This is a genomic window from Streptomyces sp. NBC_00631 (assembly GCF_045206895.1).
Lineage (GTDB): Bacteria > Actinomycetota > Actinomycetes > Streptomycetales > Streptomycetaceae > Streptomyces.
Genome location: NZ_CP107734.1, coordinates 7964231 through 7982322, shown reverse-complemented (window position 1 = coordinate 7982322; position 18092 = coordinate 7964231). Strand labels below are relative to the sequence as shown.

Here is an 18092-nt window from a genome sequence, read left to right as displayed (position 1 = left end):
GGGTTGCGTGGTGGTTCGGGTGCGGGTGCGTGGGGGCCGGCCACGCCCGCGCGGCGGCAGCCGCATGTCCGACACAGCCCCGCGCCCCTGACGGGGCGCTCCAGTGAGGGGCGTTTTCAGCGCAGGCGCGCCACGCGCCACACCGCCAGTACGACCACGATCGCCACCAGGGCCACGTAGCCGATCACCACGCGCCAGTCGGGCCTGCGGCCTGAGCCCTTCGCCGGGATGCCCGGAAAGGTATAGCCCACCCTGCGGGCGGCCGTCATGCCCCAGCCCGCCGCGCAGGAGCAGATCAGCAGGCCCAGCATCGCGATCACCGCGCCGCTGTCGCCGAAGTCGAAGGCCAGCGGGAAGGCGAACATCAGGGAGCCGACCGCGGCCAGGCCGACGATGGGGGCCAGCTGCCACAGGCGCAGGCGGCGCTGCGGGCGGAGCTCGACCTCGACCTCGGGGCCGCTCGCGAACATCTCCTCCGGCTCGGGGCCGTCGGCGGTCACGCCGTCGCCCACCGTGTCGTCCGGACCGTCGGAGCTCAGCCGGTCCTCGGCCTCGTCCATGTCACTGGGCCCGACGACGACATGCTCGCTGTCTTGTGCGGTGTCGCGAGGGCCGGCCTCCATCGCCACGCGCCCTCCCAACCTAGGACTCCACTTGCGATCGAAGCTCGATGATGGCACGGCACCGCAGGCCTCGATGACCGGTGGCGCATCCCGATGCCATGACGTGATCAGGCTGTGACCGGTCGTTCGACCAACGCCAGGGCCAGCCGCGGAAGTTCTTCGCGGTCCGCCGCGGCCCCACTCAACCAGTGCACCCGGGGGTCGCGCCTGAACCACGAATCCTGGCGGCGCGCGAAGCGCTTGGTGGCACGGACGGTCTCGGCCCGCGCTTCCGCTTCCGTGCATTCGCCGGCGAGCGCCGACAGGACCTGCTGGTAGCCGAGCGCGCGCGACGCCGTGCGGCCCTCGCGCAGCCCGTGCGCCTCCAGCGCGCGCACCTCCGCCACGAGACCGGCCTCCCACATCCGGTCGACGCGCAGCGCGATGCGCTCGTCGAGCTCGGGCCGGGCCACGTCGACGCCGATCTGGACGGTGTCGTAGACCGAGTCGTGGCCGGGCAGGTTGGCGGTGAAGGGGCGCCCGGTGATCTCGATCACCTCCAGCGCGCGGACGATACGGCGGCCGTTGCTCGGCAGGATCGCGCGGCCCGCCTCGGGGTCGGCCGCGCACAGCCGGGCGTGCAGGGCGCCGGAGCCGCGCAGGACGAGCTCCTCCTCCAGACGGGCCCTGACCTCGGGGTCGGTGCCGGGGAACTCCAGGTTGTCGACGGCGCCGCGGACGTACAGCCCGCTGCCGCCGACCAGGATCGGCCAGCGGCCCGCGGCGAGCAGGGCGTCGATCCGGGCGCGGGCGAGCCGCTGGTACTCGGCGACGGAGGCGGTGACGGTCACGTCCCAGATGTCGAGCAGGTGGTGCGGGACGCCGGCGCGCTCCTCGGGCGTCAGCTTGGCGGTGCCGATGTCCATCCCCCGGTACAGCTGCATGGAGTCGGCGTTGACGACCTCCCCGCCGAGCCGTTGAGCCAGGAAGACGCCCAGATCGGACTTTCCGGCCGCGGTGGGGCCGACGACGGCGATGACACGGGGGGCGGGGGGTGCGCTGCTCACCGCACCAGTCTCGCAAACCTCGGGAGCAGGTCTCGAACGAGTTACGTGACGGAGCGTGGCCGGCTTCGTTGCCCGTTGCGAGGTTCCCGCCGCCGACGAGAGGCGGCGACCGGTCCGACGCAATCGGACGCACCGGGGTCACGCGGGATTTCGCTCGCACGAGTAACGTATGGAGTGGATATGGGCGTTTTTGCACGGTTCCTTGGCAAGAAGCCGAAGACGTCGGAAGAGCCGACGACGTCGCAAGAGCCGGAGGCCAAGGCGCCGGCCGATGCCGAGCCTGACGGGCCCGGACCGGACGACGCCACGGAGGGGGCGGCCGAGGCGGCGGCGAAGGACTCGGGCGAGGACGGCCGGAGCGCGGACGCGAGGACGGAGCCGGAGCGCACCGCGGTCGCCGCCGAGAGCACCGAGATCCCCAAGCAGCAGTCCGCCAAGGAGGCCGCCGACAACGAGGCAGGCGAGGGCGCCCGCACGTAACGGCCCGCGAGGGAAGCCACAGGGAAGGTCACCATGGGTCTTTTGAACAATTTGAAGGCCAAGCTCGCCCCGGCCAAGGACAAGGCCTCTCACCTCGCGCAGCAGCACGAGGACAAGATCGACAAGCTCCAGCACGGCATCGACAAGGCCGCGCAGGTCGTCGACGAGAAGACCAAGGGCAAGTACAGCGACAAGATCCATACAGGCACCGGCAAGGCCAAGGGCGCCATGGACCGGTTTGTGCACCCGGACGCCATGGGCGGTACGGCACCCGGCCCCACCACCCCGACCCGGCCGGAGGGGCCGCCGCCGGCTTCCTGAGCCGGGCGGGACCCGGAGAAGATCGGCGGACGGCCGAGAGTCACCCGACTCCCGGCCGTCCGCCGTTTGGCACGCGTTCCGGAACCGGGGCGCGGTGCGGCCGGTGCTCAGGACCAGGTCGCCACCAGATAGCAGACGCCGTACGGGGCGTCGTCGTGGAGGAGGGCGCCGGCAAGGTCCGTGTCCTGGGCCGCGCCGGCCAGCACCTGCCAGGGGGCGCGGCCGGCGGCCTTGAGCTGGTACGCCAGGTCGGCGTCGAGTGCCTTGATCGCGGCGATGTCGGCCGCGCCGAGCGCCCGGGCGACCTCGGCGTCGAAGGGGGCCGCCCGTTCGTCGAGGTAGCCCGGCGCCTTGAGGGTGCGGCAGGCGCTGGCGTCGCCCATGACCAGCATCGCCACCCGCGCGGCCCGGCCGGCGATCTCCCGGCCGGCCCGGAGACACCGCTCGGCCTCCAGGGACTCGCCGACGCCTAGTCCCTCGATGGGGGCGTCGGCCCAGCCGGTGCGCTCCAGCAGCCAGGCGCCGACGGTGAGCGAGGGCGGCAGCTCCCGCTCCCCGGCCGCGTCCCGCTCCCCTGCCTCGTTCCGCTCCCCGGCCGCGTCCCGGCCACCGGCTGCGCCGCTGCCACTGACCGCGCCGCTGCCCAGCCGTACGTCGACCGCGGCCCCGAAGCCCCGGAAGGTGCCCCGGCTGCCCTGCGGGAACACGCCCCGCCCCGGCTGTTCGGCGGGCCCCACCACCACCAGGAGATCGGGCCGGGCAGCGGCGAGCACCCCGAGCGCGTCGGCGCAGGCGGCACGCGCGGCGTCCAGCTCCGGCGCGGCTCCCGCGGCGAGCTCGGGCACGAGCACGGGCGGGCAGGGGCAGACAGCGGCTGCGACAAGCATGATCGGCAGCCTACTGCGGGTACACGGGGGCGGCACCGGTGCTCCACGCCAGTTCCGCCAGCCGGTAGAACACGCGGTGCGTGGACACCATGCCGTCGATGTGGACGTAGTACGCGTCCCCGTCCCCCATCCGGAACACCTCGCGGCGCTGCTGGCGCAGACCGGTGCGCGGGCGGTGGGTACAGGCGACCTCGTACAGGGTGGCCCGGGCCTGCTCCGGGGTGCTCTCGAAGCGGGTGACCTCCTCGACCCTGTAGTACTCCCCGTTCCCGAACTGCACGACAACCACCCAGCGCGCCATGCTCCGCCCCCCGGCTCCTGATCGACGTGAGGAGTATGGCGCCGGTTCAGTGCGCCGCGCAGCCCCCGGTCGCCACCGGCAACGGCTCCGGGACCCCGATCTTCGGCAGCCCCAGCAGCACGCCCGCCGGCTTGGCCGCCTCGGCCGCGTTCCGCTTCTCCCAGGCGTCGCCGGCGCGGGTGCGCCGGACGGCGAGCGCCGGGCCCTCGGCGAGGAGGTGGTGCGGGGCGGCGTAGGTGATCCCGACCGTGACCACGTCGCCGGGGCGGACCTCCTGGTCCGGCTTGGTGAAGTGGACGAGCCGGTTGTCGGGGGCGCGCCCGGACAGGCGGTGGGTGGCGCCGTCCTTGCGGCCCTCCCCCTCGGCGACCATCAGGTCGAGCGTGCGGCCGACCTGCTTCTTGTTCTCCTCCCAGGAGATCTCCTCCTGAAGGGCGACGAGACGCTCGTAGCGCGCCTGGACGACCTCCTTGGGGATCTGGTTCTCCATGGTCGCGGCGGGGGTACCGGGCCGCTTGGAGTACTGGAAGGTGAAGGCCTGGGTGAAACGGGCCTCGCGCACGGCGTGCATCGTCTGCTCGAAGTCCGCCTCGGTCTCGCCGGGGAAGCCCACGATGATGTCGGTGGTGATCGCCGCGTGCGGGATCGCGGCCCGCACCTTCTCGATGATCCCGAGGTAGCGCTCCTGCCGGTACGAGCGGCGCATCGCCTTCAGGACCGTGTCCGAGCCGGACTGCAGCGGCATGTGCAGCTGCGGCATCACGTTCGGGGTCTCGGCCATGGCCGCGATCACGTCGTCCGTGAAGTCCCGGGGGTGCGGGGAGGTGAACCGGACCCGCTCCAGACCCTCGATGTTGCCGCAGGCCCGCAGCAGCTTGCTGAAGGCCTCGCGGTCGCCGATGTCGGAGCCGTACGCGTTGACGTTCTGTCCGAGGAGGGTGATCTCGGAGACGCCCTCGGCGACCAGGGCCTCGATCTCGGCGAGGATGTCGCCGGTGCGGCGGTCCTTCTCCTTGCCGCGCAGGGCCGGGACGATACAGAACGTGCAGGTGTTGTTGCAGCCGACGGAGATCGAGACCCAGGCGGCGTAGGCGCTCTCGCGGCGGGTCGGCAGGGTGGAGGGGAACGCCTCCAGCGACTCGGCGATCTCGACCTGGGCCTCTTCCTGGACCCGGGCGCGCTCCAGCAGGACCGGCAGCTTGCCGATGTTGTGCGTGCCGAAGACGACGTCGACCCAGGGGGCCTTGCGCACGATGGTGTCGCGGTCCTTCTGCGCGAGGCAGCCGCCGACCGCGATCTGCATCCCGGGCCGGTCCGCCTTCTTCGGCGCCAGGCGGCCGAGGTTGCCGTACAGCCGGTTGTCGGCGTTCTCCCGGACGGCGCACGTGTTGAAGACGACGACATCGGCATCGCCGTCGGCACCCTCGGGGGCGCGCACGTACCCGGCCTCCTCCAGCAGCCCGGACAATCGCTCGGAGTCATGGACGTTCATCTGGCACCCGTAAGTGCGCACTTCGTAGGTCCTGGGTTCCTGAACGTCCACTACCGGGCTCCGGTCGCTGCTGCTGGTCATGGGTCAAGGGTAGGCGGTCCCCGGAGACCCCTGGCCCGGCCCTTCCGGCGGGGGCGCACCGTCAGGCGAAGGCGAGTGAGCGGAACGCGTCGCGGACGTGGCCGAGGGGTCCGGGGTCCCTGGCGTAGTAGCGCTCGTTGGTCAGCAGGACCGCCCAGCGGCCCTGCTTCGGAGAGAGCCAGGCACCCGCTCCTGTGGAGCCGTGGGGCACCCAGACGTCGTCCGTCCCGGGAACGGTTTCCGGGGCCGGGCGCCAGAACAGTCCGCCGGCGGGCGTGAGGCCTTCGCCGGTCCGGATCCGCAGCGACTCCCGGGTCCAGGCGGGGCCGAAACCGGGTCGTCCGCCGTCGTGTCCCGGCTGCAGCACGTGGCGGAGGAAGGCCGCGAGGTCGGGGAGGACGGAGAACGCTCCGGAGCTGCCGCAGACTCCGCCCAGCAGCTGCGCCGACCGGCCGTGGGCGGTGCCTCGCAGGCGGGCCCCCGTGACGTCGTCGAGTTCGGTCGGTGCGCAGCGGGCGGCCGCTTCGTCGGGCAAGGGGCCGTAGCAGGTACGTGTCATGCCGAGGGGCTGCCACACGCGGGTGGCCGCGAGGGCGTCGAGACTCTGGCCGGAGAGTTCCTCGGCCAGGAAGCCGAGGACGAGGGCGGCGCGGTCGGTGTACTCCACGGCCTTCCCGGGCGGGCGGCGTACGGCCTCGTGGAGGATGCCGTCGCGGATGTCCCGGGGACGGGTGCCGTACAGGTCACCGAGGTCGGTGCAGGGCGGAGCGCCGGCGGTGTGGGTGAGCAGGTGGTGGGCGGTCACCCGGCCCAGGGGGTGGCCGCGCACCTCGGACCAGAAGTCGCCCAGTTGCTCGTCGAGGTGCAGCTTGCCGTCCTCGACGAGGGATCCGATGGCCGACCACACCGCGAGGATCTCCGTGAGGCCGCCGAGGTCGAAGACGGTGTCGTGCCGCATCGGTTCGTCGGGGCGGTCGGGATCCAGGACGCCCGGGGTGCCGATGGCCATGGTCGAGCGGTCGCCGACGGCCCAGACGGCGCCGGGGTAGACCTTGTCGCGAACGCCTTCGCCGACGAGCCGGCGGATGCCGTCGATGTCTAGGTCGAGGGCCATGGTCTCCCGATCTGTCCGTCCTGGGCCGTGTGGTCTCCCGTCGCTCAGCGTAGTGAGGCGCATGCGGAGGTGGTGGCTGCGCCACGGGTTGGCCGCGCGCCGCCCGCCGAGGCTGGTGGGCCTGGCGACATGGCGTTGCGCGGGTGGCGGGCGCCGCCGACCGGCTGAGGTCGCGCCGCCAACCGGCGGGATCTCGGTACCGGTCGCCGGGAGGACGGCTCCCGCGGGGTACGCCTCGACAGGGCATGCGAGGAGCGGAGCGCACGTGATCCGGGTACTGGTGGTCGATGACGAAGCCCTGATCCGCACGGGTTTCACGCACATTCTCGAAACGGCGGACGACATCGAGGTCGTCGCGGCGGTAGCGGGTGGCCAGGCCTTGCGCACGGTGCGGGAGCTGGGGCCCGACGTCGTCCTGCTCGACATCCGGATGCCGGACGTGGACGGGCTCACGATTCTGTCCGACCTCCGCCGCATGCCGCAGGCTCCGGTGGTCGCCATGCTCACCACCTTCGACACCGACGAATACGTGGCGACCGCTCTGCGCTCGGGCGCCGCCGGATTCCTGCTCAAGGACACCGACCCCGAGCAGCTTCCCCATCTGGTGCGCACCCTGGCCGAGGGCGGAACCGTACTGTCGTCCAAGGTCACCCGCCTGGTGGTGGGCGGCTACCTCGACAACAGCGTCCGCGAGCCCGCCGCCGTCCGTCTCACCACCCGGCTCACCGAGCGGGAACGTGCCGTGCTCGTCCTCATGGCCGAAGGGCTCGCCAACACCGAGATCGGCGAACGGCTGCACCTGAGCACCGGCACCATCAAGGGCCATGTCGCCAACGTCCTCGGCAAACTGCGGGTGAGCAGCCGCGTCCAGGCGGCTCTCATCGCGGAGCGCGCGGGCCTGCTCACCCCCTCTCAGGACGAGAGTGTCCGGTGAGTCACCGACAGCCGTCGGCCGTGCTCATCGACATCGGCATCGTCGGGATCGCGCTGGCGGACGCCTGGGCTCACGTCGGAGTCGAGGACCAGCCGGCCGCCGCGTGCGCGTTGCTCGGTGCCGTTGCCCTGATGCTGCGGCACCGGCTGCCCCTGACGACCTTCGTCCTCACGCTCCCGACCGCCCTGGTCACCGACGCGGTGGTCGCCCCCATGGCCGCGCTGTACACGCTCTCCTCCCTCAACCGCCACCGTCTCCTGCTGGCCGGCTGCGCGCTGGCCTACGCCATCATCGACTTCCTGCCGTGGCCGTGGTCGTCCCTGGACGCCACCGAGCTGTCCCAGACGAACAACCTGTTCCACCTCAGCTACACCCTGGCCACCGCTGCCGCTCCCGTCTTCCTCGGCCAGCTCGTCCAGGCCCGGCGTGAACTGTCGCTGCGGCTCGCCGACATCTCCGAGGCCCGCGAGCAGGAGCGGCTGCTGACCGCCCAGAGCGTGCTGGCGAAGGAGCGCGCCCAGCTCGCCCGGGAGATGCACGACGTGGTCTCCCACCAGGTCAGTCTCATCGCCGTACAGGCCGGAGCGCTCCAGGTGAGCGGCCGGGACGCCGAGACGCGACAGGCCGCGGCCACGATCCGCCGGCTGAGCGTGCAGACCCTGGAGGAGCTGCGGCACATGGTCGGCGTGCTGCGGGCCTCCGGCAGCAGGCCGACGGAGCTCACCCCGCAGCCGTCGCTCGCCGACCTGGAGCAGCTGGTCGGAGCCAGCGGCATCGAAGCGAAGCTGGAGACCGACCTGCCCGAGGAGCTTCCGCCGACGGTGCAGCGCGCCGTCTACCGCACCGTCCAGGAGGCGCTGACCAACGTCCGCAAGCACGCCCCCGGCGCCGCCGCGACCGTCCGCGTCACGCACCGGGACGGTGTCCTCCGTGCCACCGTCACCAACACCGTCCCCACCCGGCCGGCCTTCGCCCTGCCGAGCGCCCAGAACGGCCTGGTCGGCCTGGCCCAGCGGGCGGAGCTCCTCGGCGGCACCGTCGCATCCGGCCCCACGGCCCAAGGGGGCTACGAACTCCGCCTCGAACTGCCCGTCGAGCGGAACCGGTGAACGATGCCGGTTCGGCCCTGCCGCGGGGCAGGCCGGCCAGTCGGCGGGGTCGTTCCGGCCACCTGGCGGATGGCCCGGCCAGGGGGCCTGCACCGACTCTGGAACACGTGAGGCACCACGTGGCCTCAGCCGTTCCGTCCGAAGCCGTGCCGGGCCAAGGCCGGGCCAAGAAGGAGGCCGGTCCCATGTCGATCCACCTGACGCTTCTGTGCGCGCCCGGCGGTGACGCCACTCTGGATCCGCTCCTCGGCGACGCCCCACTGAGCGAGTGCGGCCTGCGACTGGCAGGCGACGCGAGAGCAGTGCTCTCTGTCTACGAGCAGGCCGTTCGAGCACCCTCGACCCGTTGCTCGCAGACCGCCGACGCCATCGGCCTGGCAGCGGTGTCCGAGCCCATGGTGCGCGATCTCGACGTGGGCAGATGGTGCGGCCGCACCGTCGGTGAAGTCGCCGCGAGCGACCCCGACGGGTTCAGCGCCTGGCGCACGGATCCGGATGCCGCGCCCCACGGAGGGGAGTCCGTACGCCAGCTCTGCCGCCGTTCGGCGGACTGGCTGGGCGGCATGGCGCCCGGCACGGGCCACGCGGTGGCGATCACCGAGGCGGCCGTTGTCCGAGCCGCGCTCATCCATGCCCTGGCCCTGCCGGCAAGAGCTTTCTGGCATGTCGCCGTGCCGCCCCTGTGCACGGTCTTCCTCACCTGGCGAGGCGGCTGCTGGGACGTCCAGTCCGGCCGCGTCCTCCCCCAGGAGCCCCGGCGACGGTTGCTCTCGCGGCCCCCCGCGCCCGCTGCCGTCCGCAGCGCCCGGCCGGCGACGGTCCGCCCGGACGGCGGGACAGGCTCCGCCTACCTGCCGGAATCGGCCCTCACCGGCTGCGGCTAGGACCTGACCGGCGCGCTCGGGGACGGCGCGCCGGTGAAGCCGTCCCCCGACTGTCCTGCCTGGCACAGGCCCACAACTCTCAGGGACCCCACCCTGCGCGCGGCGCGGGCCGAGTCGTGGCAGACCGGCCTCGTGCCGGCCCTCACCGGCGGGTCTGGACACCGGCGGTCGGCGACCCACGGGGAGCCGACGCGCGGGGGGGGCTCCGCCGGGCCCGGCGCCCGGCAGGGCGGGGTCAGGTGGGTGAGGGTCGTGGATCCGTACGGCGGTTCGGTGGCAGGAACTGCCGTGCGCCCTCGTCGCGTTGCCGCCGTCGCGACCCGCGCCACGGCCGACGGCCCCCCTCAGGCCGACGGCGCGGGTCGGCGGTACGCGCGCCCGACCGGAAGCCGTCCCCTCGACGCTTCCGGCCAGGTGGCGTGCCCCGAGCCGTGTCGTGCGGGCCCGAGGGGGCGGTCCGTTGAACGGAACAGCACATGACGGACCACGTCCGGCCTTTCACTCTGGTCACCCAGGCGTCAGCGAAAGGTCCATGAAAGGGGGCGGCGCGAGGTGTCCACATGCCGCGGAATCGACCTCTCCGTCTATCAGGGAGCCCAGGACTGGAAGGCCCGTGAGGCGGAGGGCGTGGTCTTCGCCTTCGCCAAGGCCAGCGAGGGCGAGCACACCCACGACCAGCACTTCGCCCTGCACATCGCGGGCATCATCGAGGCCGGACTGGTGCCCGGCGCCTATCACTTCGGCTGGCCCAACCAGGACGTGGCAGCGGAGGCCGCCAACTACGTGGCCGCCGTACGGCCGTACGCCCGCCGGGGCTTCGTGCACTGGCTGGACCTGGAACGCAGGTCGGACGGCGCGAACTACGCGGGGACGACGGCGGCCGGCATCCGGGCCTACGCCACCGCCTGGACCGCCAAGGTGCAGGCCGCGTTCCCCGGCCAGCGGGTCGGTGTCTACACCTCGGCGAGCGACCTGGCCGCCGGTCACGCGCCCGCCACCGTCCCCCTCTGGTACCCCGCCTATCCCTGGTCCGGGGCTGCGACCTACGCCCAGGCCGAGGCACATCCGAAGCCCGGCCCGTCCGGCAGATCACCGCTGTTCTGGCAGTTCACCTCGGCTCCCCTCGACCGATCCATCTGCTACCTGAGCGAGTCCGCGCTGCGCGCGTGGGCCGCCGGAACGGAGACAGACATGGCGCTCACCACGGACGACATCGACAAGGTCGCGGCCGCGGTCGTCGCGAAGCTGGTCGCGGGCGGCGGTGTGCTGGAGACGCAGGACGTCAGCAACGTCGCGTCGGCCACGGCCAAGGCGGTCCTGACCATGGACGGGGTGATCGCGGCCCCCGCCGACGCCCCGGACGCGAAGACCAACCAGTACTGGGCGCTCCAGTCCTACGTGAAGGACACCAATGCCCGGCTGCGGCTGGTGCAGGCGACGGAGGCGGCGCAGAACGCGGCCATCGCCCAACTGGCCACCGTCGTGGCGGCGTTCGACAAGACGATCGACGCCGCCGCGCTGGTCGCCTCGGTCACCGCGGCGATCGAGGCCGCCGTCCGCAAGGTCGTCATCCATCTCGACCCCGCTTCCTGACGCCCGGGCGGGCCCCCTCGGTCAGACGGCCGTGCGGTCGCCGTCGACCGGCAGGATCGCGCCCTGGACGAAGCTCGCCGCGTCGCTCACCGGTAGGCGATCTCGCGCGCGTCGCCGGGCCGGCCGGACCGCGTACTGTCGTGCGCGTCCGGCACCCGCCGCCGATGAACGCCCTGTGGACGACGGTGGACGACCGTGGACGACCAAGGAGGAACCGCCCCGTGACCTGCCGAGTCATCCTCATAGCCCCGGCCATGACCCCCTCGCTGCGGCGGGCCCGCTTCGACGACGGCGATTCGATCGAGAAGCCCGAGGCGGTGGCGCTCACTCTGCCGACTGCGGGCGAGGAGGTCTGCTCCCCCAGCGTGCGCTGCCGGGAGACGGCGGACGCGCTGGGCATCGACGCCACGGCGGAGCCCGAGCTGTCCGGCCTGGACGCGGGCCGCTGGCGGGGCCGGACGCTGGAGGAGGTCGGCACCGCCGAACCCGACGCGCTGCTCCGGTGGCTGACCGACCCGGCGGCCGCTCCCCACGGGGGCGAGTCGGTGCGGGAGTTGTGCGCGCGGGTCACCGGCTGGCTGGACCGGACGGGCCTGATGATCGGCAGGACGATCGCCGTGGTGGAGCCGGAGGTCGTGCGGGCCATGGTGCTGCACGTGCTCGGGGCGCCCGAGACCGCGTTCTGGCGCGTGGACGTCCCACCGCTGTCGGCGACGGAGATCACGGGCGGGCCGGGACGCTGGAACCTGCGGCTCGGCCAGGTCGGCGGCTAGGGGTGCCCGGCGGGGCACCGGAAATGCGGTGGAACGGTGCGCCCCGGCCTGCCTAGGGTCGCGCCATGACCACCCGCACCTTCCGCGTCACCGTCCGCGGCGTCTTCGACGGCCTCGACGCCGGACAGCGCGCCGAACTGCTCTCCCGGGCCGCCGACCACGACGTGCTGCGCGCCGCCTTCACGCCCGAGGGCCACCTCAGCTACGACATCACCGCCCGCCCGGCCTTCACCTTCCGCTTCCAGGACAGCGGGGAGGAAGAGGAGGACATCCTGGAGGCGACCGAGCGCGCCGAGGAGGCGGCCAGGGCGTGGCTGACCGAGCGCGGCTACGGCTACAAGAACCTCAGGTCCAGCGCGGAGGACCTCTCCCAGGCGCCCCTCGGCAAGCGGCAGCGCCGGGCAGCCGCACAGCGACAGGACTGACGGCCGGCGCCGGGCGGCACCCCCGGCCCCCAGCCCCCGGCCCCCGGCGCCCGAGTCAGGCCGCGCCCCCCGGTATCCACCCCTGACCGCGCAGCACCGCCGAGACGTCCGGCGCCCGGTAGTGCTCGCCCTTGAGCACCTTGCCGTCGGCCCGGCGGGCCACCTGCCCGCCGGGCCCCAGCTTGCTCATGTTGGACCGGTGGATCTCGGCGAGCACCGCGTCCAGGTCGATCCCGTGCACCAGCGCGGTGCCGTATGCCACGTAGACCACGTCCGCCAGCTCGTGCGCGAGCCGGTCGAGAGGCCCCTCGACCGCGACCTCGGCGACCTCCGCGGCCTCCTCCGCGAGCAACTCGCCCCGGTGCGCGGCCAGTTCGGGAGACACCTCGGTCGGCGTGGTGCGGGCGTCCAGACCGAAGGCCTGGTGGAACTCCCGGACGAGGCGGGCGGGCGAGGTACCGGTCGATCCACCGGGGGCGGAACTGGTCATGCGAACGACTCTAGCGGCCGCCACGGACAGTCCCGGTTCGCCGCCGTCCCTCTGACCCCCGCCCCGGCCCTGGTCAGGACGGTGACCGGCTGGCAGGATCGCGCGCATGCCCAAGGTGTTCCCCCGTCTCCGCAGCCGCCGCGCGCTCCAGTGCGCGGCGGCCGGCGTCGTCGCGTTCGGCCTGCTGCTGTGGTGGCTGCTTCCGCTGGGCGAGAAGCCTCCGACCGGGACGATCACCTTCAGCACCGGGACACTGCGCGGCGTCTACCAGGAGTACGGCGAACGGCTGCGCACCGAGTTGGGCAAGGACATGCCGGGGCTGAAGGTGAAGCTGGTGCAGAGCAACGGGTCGTACGAGAACGTACGGCGGGTGGCGACCGGCCAGGCCGACTTCACCATCGCGGCGGCCGACGCGGTGGAGACGTACGAACTGAACGACGGGCGGGGCGCCGGACTGCTGCGCGGAGTGGCGCGGCTCTACGACGACTACGTCCAGCTCGTCGTGGCGCGCGACTCGGGCATCACCGGCGTCGCGCAACTGCGGCACAAGCGGGTGGCGATCGGGCTGCCCAACTCAGGGGTGCGGCTGATCGCCAACCGGGTGCTCAAGGCCGCCGGTATGGATCCGGCGAAGGACATCACAGCGGTGTCCGACGGCATAGACACCGGCCCGGACCAGTTGCGGCGGGGCAAGATCGACGCGTTCTTCTGGTCGGGCGGGCTGCCGACCAAGGGGCTGCAGGACCTGGCGAAGAAGTTCAGCTTCACGTTCGTGCCGATCGACGGAAACCTCGTCACCCGGCTGCACACCGAGGGCGAGGCCGCGCTCTACTACCGGGCGACCAACATGCCGGAGTCGGCGTACCCGTCCGTGCAGCAGGGCACGACCGTACCCACGATCGCGGTCTCCAACGTCCTGGTGACCCGCAGGAACATCGACCCGCGCCTCACCGAATGGGTGACCCGCACCGTCATCAAGAGCCGCGACGACATCGGCAACCACGTCCACTCGGCCCAGTTGGTGGACCTGCGCACAGCGATCTACACGGACCCGCTGCCGCTGCAGGAGGGAGCCAGGCGGTACTACCGCTCGGTCAAGCCCTGAAGGGCTGTCGAGGGGAACGGCCCGTCGCGGTCGGGGCTCTTTGAGGAGCCTCAGCGGATGCGCCCCGAAAGGGGCGCGGGGCGGCACCACCATGCGGCTGTGCCGCGTGGGCACGACCAGCCCCGCCCGCCCGCGCACCTATGCACAACCGCGCCCACCCGTCCCTCACCCACCCCGCGGCACTGAAACCGTCACCCGCAACCCCCGCGGCTCATGGTGCTCACACGACAGCGACCCCCCGCCCGCCGCCAGCAGCGCCCGCGTGATCGACAACCCCAGCCCCGACCCCTTCACGTTCTGATGCCGCCCGCTCCGCCAGAACCGGTCCCCCACGCGCGCGAGCTCCTCGTCCGTCAACCCCGGGCCCGTGTCGGTCACCACGACCGTCGACACGTCACCCTCGGCGGTCACGGTCACCTCCACCACGCCCCCCTCCGGCGTGAACTTCACCGCGTTGTCGATCACCGCGTCCAGTGCGCTGGACAGCGTGACGGGGTCGGCCCACCCGGTGGTCGGCGTGCAGTCCCCGGTCAGCCGGACCCCCTTCGCCGCGGCGGCCGGTGTCCACGCGGCGATACGCTCCTCGGCCAGCCGCCCGATGTCGGTCAGCATCAGGTCCGCCTCGGCGTGCTCGGCCAGCGCCAGGTCGAGCAGGTCGTCCAGCACCTGCGCCAGCCGCTTGCCCTCGGTGCGGACCGAGGCGATCTCCTCGTTGTCCTCGGGGAGTTCGAGGGCGAGCAGTTCGATGCGCAGCAGCAGCGCGGAGAGGGGGTTGCGCAACTGGTGGGAGGCGTCGGCGACGAAGGCCCGCTGCTGCTCCAGCACGTCCTCGACGTTGTCCGCCATCTCGTTGAACGCGCGGGCCAGCCGTCTGAGTTCCGGCGGGCCGCCGGCCGCCGCGACCCGGGACTTGAGCCGGCCGCTGGCGATCGCGTGCGTGGTGGCGTCGAGCACCCGTACCGGCCTGAGCACCCACCCGGTCAGCCGCAGCGCCGCGCCGACAGCGAGCAGCATCGCTGCGGCTTCGCCGGCGCCGATGACCAGCCAGTCGCGCAGGGTGCGGGAGCGCATCGGGCCGGTGGGCGAGTCGGTGACCACCACGGCGACGACGTCACCGTCCCGGATCACCGGCGAGGCCACCACCAGCCGGCTGCGCTGCCAGGGCCACACCTGCGCGGGGTCGTGGCTGCGGCGGCTGAGCAGGGCCTCGCCGAAGGCCTCCCGGACCTCGCCGGTGGTCGGCAGCACCCAGTCCTCGGGCGCGTTGGCCATGGAGGAGGCGTTGCGGTAGAAGACGCCTGCGCGGATGCCGTAGACGCCGTAGTAGCTGGCGAGTTCGCGGCGGAGGGTCTCCAGCCGGTCGTCCGTGCTCATGGGGCGCGTGGTGGTGGGCGTGTCGGTCACGAACTGGGCCAGGGCCGCGAACCGCGCGGTGTCGTCGATGCGGTCGACGACGACCTTCTGCTGCTGCGCGGAGGCCGTGCTGACGGCGAGCGGTACGCCGAGCGCCAGCAGCACGGCCGCCATCAGGACGATGAGCAGCGGAAGGAGACGTGTGCGCACCCGTCCCCGCTACGCGGCCGGGGCGACGAGCCGGTAACCCACGCCGCGTACGGTCTCGATGAGCGCGGGCATGCGCAGCTTGGCGCGCAGGGAGGCGACATGCACCTCCAGGGTGCGGCCGGTCCCCTCCCAGCTGGTGCGCCAGACCTCGCTGATGATCTGCTCCCGGCGGAAGACCACGCCCGGCCGCTGGGCGAGCAGCGCCAGCAGGTCGAACTCCTTGCGGGTGAGCTGGACGACTTTGCCGCCCACGCTGACCTGACGGGTCGGCAGTTCGATGCGGACGGCGCCGAGCCGCAGCGCGCTGTCGCCGTCGGCGCCGACGGTGCCGTCCTCGTGGTGGGTGCGCCGGCTGACGGCATGGATGCGGGCGAGCAGCTCCCCCGTGTCGTACGGCTTCACCACGTAGTCGTCGGCGCCGAGGTTGAGGCCGTGGATGCGGGAGCGGACGTCGGAGCGGGCCGTCACCATGATCACCGGGGTGCTGGTGCGTTTGCGGATCTTGCCGCAGACCTCGTAGCCGTCCTGGTCGGGCAGGCCGAGGTCGAGCAGGACGACGTCGTAGCCGTCGCTCTCGGGGACGAGGGCCCGCAGAGCCTCCTCCCCGCTGCGGGCATGGGTGACGGAGAACCCGTGCCGCGCCAGGACCGCGGAGAGCGCGGCGGCGACGTGGTTGTCGTCCTCGACGAGCAGCACTCTCATCCCGGCCCCCCCGGTTCAACGGTCGTACGGTCATGGTTCGTCGTCGGCTTGTCTGTGGAAAGCCCGCGCATTGTAGAAAACGCGCACACGCGTGCGTGCACGAGGCAGTCACGCTGATGGACGCCGACGGCGTCAAGTGGGTTCCGGCGGCGGGCGGGTTCCGTTACGCGGCCGATACCCGGCAGCCGCCGGCGCTACGACGTGTGTCCGATTGCTATCGGATCGTGATGCTCAGATCTCCCTCAGATGTAATGACGCTGGTCACACGCGAAAACTACATTCCTCCGAAACCGAGGAGGACGGAGCCCGAAAGCGATGACCGAAGTATCGGTGGCCAAGGAGGACGTGGCCGCGACCGGCGAACTGGTCGTCCTGAAGAACGTCAACAAGCATTTCGGAGCGTTGCACGTACTCCAGGACATCGACCTGACGATCGCCCGCGGTGAGGTCGTCGTGGTGATCGGGCCCTCCGGGTCCGGCAAGTCCACTCTGTGCCGCACCATCAACCGTCTGGAGACCATCGACGCCGGAGCGATCACCATCGACGGCAGGCCGCTGCCCCAGGAGGGCAAGGAGCTGGCCCGGCTGCGCGCAGACGTCGGCATGGTCTTCCAGTCCTTCAACCTCTTCGCGCACAAGACGGTGCTGGAGAACGTGATGCTCGGCCAGCTCAAGGTGCGCAAGGCCGACCGGAGGCAGGCCGAGGAGAAGGCCCGTGCCCTGCTCGACCGGGTCGGAGTGGGCACCCAGGCCGACAAGTACCCCGCGCAGCTCTCCGGCGGCCAGCAGCAGCGCGTCGCCATCGCGCGGGCGCTGGCGATGGACCCGAAGGTCATGCTCTTCGACGAGCCGACCTCGGCCCTCGACCCCGAGATGATCAACGAGGTCCTGGAGGTCATGCAGCAGCTGGCCAGGGACGGCATGACGATGATCGTCGTCACTCATGAGATGGGCTTCGCCCGCTCGGCCGCGAACCGCGTGGTCTTCATGGCCGACGGCCGGATCGTCGAACAGGCCACGCCGGACCAGTTCTTCAGCAACCCGAGCAGCGACCGGGCCAAGGACTTCCTGTCGAAGATCCTGCACCACTGAGACGCGCAGGGCCCCCTTCCTTTTCACAGACGTCTCCGCAGGCGTCTCCACAGACGTCTCCACAGCCGTGCTCAAAGCCGTCCTCAAAGCCGTCCTCAAAGCCGTCTTCACCAGAACGAGGGATGTTCATCATGCAGCTCCGCAAGGTCACCGCCGCCTCCGCCGCCGTGCTCGCGCTCGCCCTGTCCGCCACGGCGTGCGGCAGTGGCGACAAGGACGACAGCGGTTCCTCGGGCGGCGGCAAGATCAAGGTCGGCATCAAGTACGACCAGCCCGGTCTCGGACTCCAGGAGCCCGACGGCTCCTTCTCGGGCTTCGACGTGGACGTGGCCACCTATGTCGCCGGGCAGCTCGGTTACAAGCCGAACCAGATCGAGTTCGTGCAGACCAAGAGCGCCGACCGGGAGAACGCCCTCGCGCGCGGTGACGTGAAGTTCATCGCGGCCACCTACTCGATCACCGACGAGCGCAAGGCGAAGGTGGACTTCGCCGGCCCGTACCTGCTGGCCCACCAGGACCTGCTGGTCAAGAAGGACTCGACCATCTCCAAGGGCACGGACCTCAACGGCAAGAAGCTGTGTTCCGTGACCGGTTCGACCTCGGCGCAGAACGTCCAGAAGACGCTCGCCCCGAAGGCGAACCTCAAGGAGGTGGGCACCTACTCCGAGTGCATCGCCGGCCTGCAGAGCGGCGCGGTCGACGCCGTCACCACGGACGACTCGATCCTCGCGGGCTTCGCCGCACAGGACAAGTACAAGGGCCAGTTCAAGCTCGCCGGCCTCAAGCTGAGCAACGAGAACTACGGCATCGGCGTCAAGAAGGGCGACTCCGCGACCATCGGCAAGGTCAACAAGGCGCTGGAGAAGATGGTCAGCGACGGCTCCTGGCAGAAGGCCGTGGACAAGAACTTCGGTCCGGCGAACTACAAGAACGAGCCCGCACCGAAGATCGGCGTGATCGTCAAGTAAGGCACGGTTCTCCAGGGGACCCTCTCGGGCGCGCCGCCCGCCACCGCTTCCCCGGCGGCGGCGCGCCCCGCCCTCCACGTACGCCACACACCCGGAAGCGCGGGAAAAC

General features: G+C 71.9%; 20 protein-coding genes. 11 read left to right on the top strand and 9 right to left on the bottom strand.

The window, feature by feature from the left end; all coding sequences use genetic code 11:
• Window positions 1–116: 116 nt before the first annotated feature.
• Complete coding sequence (locus OHB00_RS36715; RefSeq protein WP_406446155.1) at window positions 117–623, bottom strand: hypothetical protein; 507 nt, start codon at window positions 621–623, stop codon at window positions 117–119.
• 107 nt (window positions 624–730) lie between these two features.
• Window positions 731–1669, bottom strand: coding sequence for a tRNA (adenosine(37)-N6)-dimethylallyltransferase MiaA (gene miaA, locus OHB00_RS36710; protein WP_406441322.1), 939 nt, complete (start codon window positions 1667–1669; stop codon window positions 731–733).
• Between the two features lie 180 nt (window positions 1670–1849).
• On the opposite strand from miaA, the gene OHB00_RS36705 reads away from it, so the two are divergent.
• Together OHB00_RS36705 and OHB00_RS36700 are read left to right on the top strand one after the other, a co-directional pair.
• Window positions 1850–2149: a hypothetical protein gene (locus OHB00_RS36705; RefSeq protein WP_406441320.1), complete on the top strand. Its 300-nt coding sequence runs from the start codon at window positions 1850–1852 to the stop codon at window positions 2147–2149.
• 33 nt (window positions 2150–2182) lie between these two features.
• On the top strand, window positions 2183–2470 hold the full coding sequence (locus OHB00_RS36700) for an antitoxin (protein ID WP_406441318.1): 288 nt from the start codon (window positions 2183–2185) through the stop codon (window positions 2468–2470).
• Between the two features lie 107 nt (window positions 2471–2577).
• On the opposite strand, the gene OHB00_RS36695 is transcribed toward OHB00_RS36700, so the two are convergent.
• From OHB00_RS36695 to OHB00_RS36680, 4 genes are all read right to left on the bottom strand, one after another.
• Complete coding sequence (locus tag OHB00_RS36695) at window positions 2578–3357, bottom strand: class III extradiol dioxygenase subunit B-like domain-containing protein (RefSeq protein ID WP_406441316.1); 780 nt, start codon at window positions 3355–3357, stop codon at window positions 2578–2580.
• A gap of 10 nt (window positions 3358–3367) precedes the next feature.
• Entirely contained in the window at window positions 3368–3658 is a 291-nt protein-coding gene (locus tag OHB00_RS36690; protein WP_406441314.1) for a hypothetical protein, read from the bottom strand.
• Window positions 3659–3704: 46 nt separating this feature from the next.
• Window positions 3705–5231 (bottom strand): tRNA (N6-isopentenyl adenosine(37)-C2)-methylthiotransferase MiaB, encoded by a 1527-nt coding sequence (gene miaB, locus OHB00_RS36685; RefSeq protein ID WP_406441313.1) that lies wholly within the window; start codon window positions 5229–5231, stop codon window positions 3705–3707.
• A gap of 61 nt (window positions 5232–5292) precedes the next feature.
• The gene (locus OHB00_RS36680; protein ID WP_406441312.1) at window positions 5293–6345 is read right to left on the bottom strand and encodes a serine hydrolase domain-containing protein; all 1053 of its coding nucleotides are present in this window, start codon (window positions 6343–6345) and stop codon (window positions 5293–5295) included.
• A 265-nt stretch (window positions 6346–6610) separates the two neighbouring features.
• Here OHB00_RS36680 and OHB00_RS36675 point away from each other — a divergent pair, with 265 nt between their 5' ends.
• The 6 genes from OHB00_RS36675 (at window position 6611) to OHB00_RS36650 (ending at window position 12063) form a co-directional block, all read left to right on the top strand.
• A complete protein-coding gene (locus OHB00_RS36675) occupies window positions 6611–7279 on the top strand; it encodes a response regulator (protein WP_406441311.1) in 669 nt (222 codons plus the stop codon).
• Window positions 7276–8388 (top strand): sensor histidine kinase, encoded by a 1113-nt coding sequence (locus tag OHB00_RS36670; RefSeq protein ID WP_406441309.1) that lies wholly within the window; start codon window positions 7276–7278, stop codon window positions 8386–8388. Before OHB00_RS36675 ends, OHB00_RS36670 begins: the two co-directional genes overlap by 4 nt.
• Window positions 8389–8573: 185 nt before the next feature.
• Window positions 8574–9272 (top strand): histidine phosphatase family protein, encoded by a 699-nt coding sequence (locus OHB00_RS36665; protein WP_406441307.1) that lies wholly within the window; start codon window positions 8574–8576, stop codon window positions 9270–9272.
• Window positions 9273–9824: 552 nt separating this feature from the next.
• Complete coding sequence (locus OHB00_RS36660; RefSeq protein ID WP_406441305.1) at window positions 9825–10865, top strand: glycoside hydrolase family 25 protein; 1041 nt, start codon at window positions 9825–9827, stop codon at window positions 10863–10865.
• A 221-nt stretch (window positions 10866–11086) separates the two neighbouring features.
• Window positions 11087–11638 carry a histidine phosphatase family protein gene (locus tag OHB00_RS36655; RefSeq protein WP_406441303.1) on the top strand — a complete coding sequence of 184 codons (552 nt, stop codon included), beginning with the start codon at window positions 11087–11089 and terminating at the stop codon, window positions 11636–11638.
• A gap of 65 nt (window positions 11639–11703) precedes the next feature.
• Window positions 11704–12063, top strand: coding sequence for a DUF6204 family protein (locus OHB00_RS36650; protein ID WP_406441301.1), 360 nt, complete (start codon window positions 11704–11706; stop codon window positions 12061–12063).
• A gap of 55 nt (window positions 12064–12118) precedes the next feature.
• Here OHB00_RS36650 and OHB00_RS36645 read toward each other — a convergent pair whose 3' ends face one another.
• Window positions 12119–12553 carry a MazG nucleotide pyrophosphohydrolase domain-containing protein gene (locus OHB00_RS36645; protein ID WP_406441299.1) on the bottom strand — a complete coding sequence of 145 codons (435 nt, stop codon included), beginning with the start codon at window positions 12551–12553 and terminating at the stop codon, window positions 12119–12121.
• 106 nt (window positions 12554–12659) lie between these two features.
• Between OHB00_RS36645 and OHB00_RS36640 the strand changes: the two genes are divergently transcribed.
• Window positions 12660–13658, top strand: coding sequence for a TAXI family TRAP transporter solute-binding subunit (locus tag OHB00_RS36640; protein WP_406441297.1), 999 nt, complete (start codon window positions 12660–12662; stop codon window positions 13656–13658).
• A gap of 165 nt (window positions 13659–13823) precedes the next feature.
• On the opposite strand, the gene OHB00_RS36635 is transcribed toward OHB00_RS36640, so the two are convergent.
• Window positions 13824–15221 (bottom strand): ATP-binding protein, encoded by a 1398-nt coding sequence (locus OHB00_RS36635; protein WP_406441295.1) that lies wholly within the window; start codon window positions 15219–15221, stop codon window positions 13824–13826.
• A 9-nt stretch (window positions 15222–15230) separates the two neighbouring features.
• Window positions 15231–15923, bottom strand: a complete 693-nt coding sequence (locus OHB00_RS36630; protein WP_406441293.1) for a response regulator transcription factor — start codon at window positions 15921–15923, stop codon at window positions 15231–15233.
• Window positions 15924–16238: 315 nt separating this feature from the next.
• On the opposite strand from OHB00_RS36630, the gene OHB00_RS36625 reads away from it, so the two are divergent.
• Window positions 16239–17015 (top strand): amino acid ABC transporter ATP-binding protein, encoded by a 777-nt coding sequence (locus tag OHB00_RS36625; RefSeq protein WP_406441291.1) that lies wholly within the window; start codon window positions 16239–16241, stop codon window positions 17013–17015.
• 131 nt (window positions 17016–17146) lie between these two features.
• On the top strand, window positions 17147–17983 hold the full coding sequence (locus OHB00_RS36620; RefSeq protein ID WP_406441289.1) for a glutamate ABC transporter substrate-binding protein: 837 nt from the start codon (window positions 17147–17149) through the stop codon (window positions 17981–17983).
• Window positions 17984–18092 lie beyond the last annotated feature (109 nt).

Bases quoted from the DNA above. Each gene is read 5' to 3' on its own strand.
- OHB00_RS36715 (WP_406446155.1), bottom strand. From the start codon at position 623: ATGGAGGCCGGCCCTCGCGACACCGCACAAGACAGCGAGCATGTCGTC.
- OHB00_RS36630 (WP_406441293.1), bottom strand. From the start codon at position 15,923: ATGAGAGTGCTGCTCGTCGAGGACGACAACCACGTCGCCGCCGCGCTC.
- OHB00_RS36625 (WP_406441291.1), top strand. From the start codon at position 16,239: ATGACCGAAGTATCGGTGGCCAAGGAGGACGTGGCCGCGACCGGCGAA.
- OHB00_RS36650 (WP_406441301.1), top strand. From the start codon at position 11,704: ATGACCACCCGCACCTTCCGCGTCACCGTCCGCGGCGTCTTCGACGGC.
- OHB00_RS36680 (WP_406441312.1), bottom strand. From the start codon at position 6,345: ATGGCCCTCGACCTAGACATCGACGGCATCCGCCGGCTCGTCGGCGAA.
- OHB00_RS36665 (WP_406441307.1), top strand. From the start codon at position 8,574: ATGTCGATCCACCTGACGCTTCTGTGCGCGCCCGGCGGTGACGCCACT.
- OHB00_RS36645 (WP_406441299.1), bottom strand. From the start codon at position 12,553: ATGACCAGTTCCGCCCCCGGTGGATCGACCGGTACCTCGCCCGCCCGC.
- OHB00_RS36705 (WP_406441320.1), top strand. From the start codon at position 1,850: ATGGGCGTTTTTGCACGGTTCCTTGGCAAGAAGCCGAAGACGTCGGAA.
- OHB00_RS36690 (WP_406441314.1), bottom strand. From the start codon at position 3,658: ATGGCGCGCTGGGTGGTTGTCGTGCAGTTCGGGAACGGGGAGTACTAC.
- OHB00_RS36620 (WP_406441289.1), top strand. From the start codon at position 17,147: ATGCAGCTCCGCAAGGTCACCGCCGCCTCCGCCGCCGTGCTCGCGCTC.
- OHB00_RS36640 (WP_406441297.1), top strand. From the start codon at position 12,660: ATGCCCAAGGTGTTCCCCCGTCTCCGCAGCCGCCGCGCGCTCCAGTGC.
- OHB00_RS36700 (WP_406441318.1), top strand. From the start codon at position 2,183: ATGGGTCTTTTGAACAATTTGAAGGCCAAGCTCGCCCCGGCCAAGGAC.
- miaB (WP_406441313.1), bottom strand. From the start codon at position 5,231: ATGACCAGCAGCAGCGACCGGAGCCCGGTAGTGGACGTTCAGGAACCC.
- OHB00_RS36695 (WP_406441316.1), bottom strand. From the start codon at position 3,357: ATGCTTGTCGCAGCCGCTGTCTGCCCCTGCCCGCCCGTGCTCGTGCCC.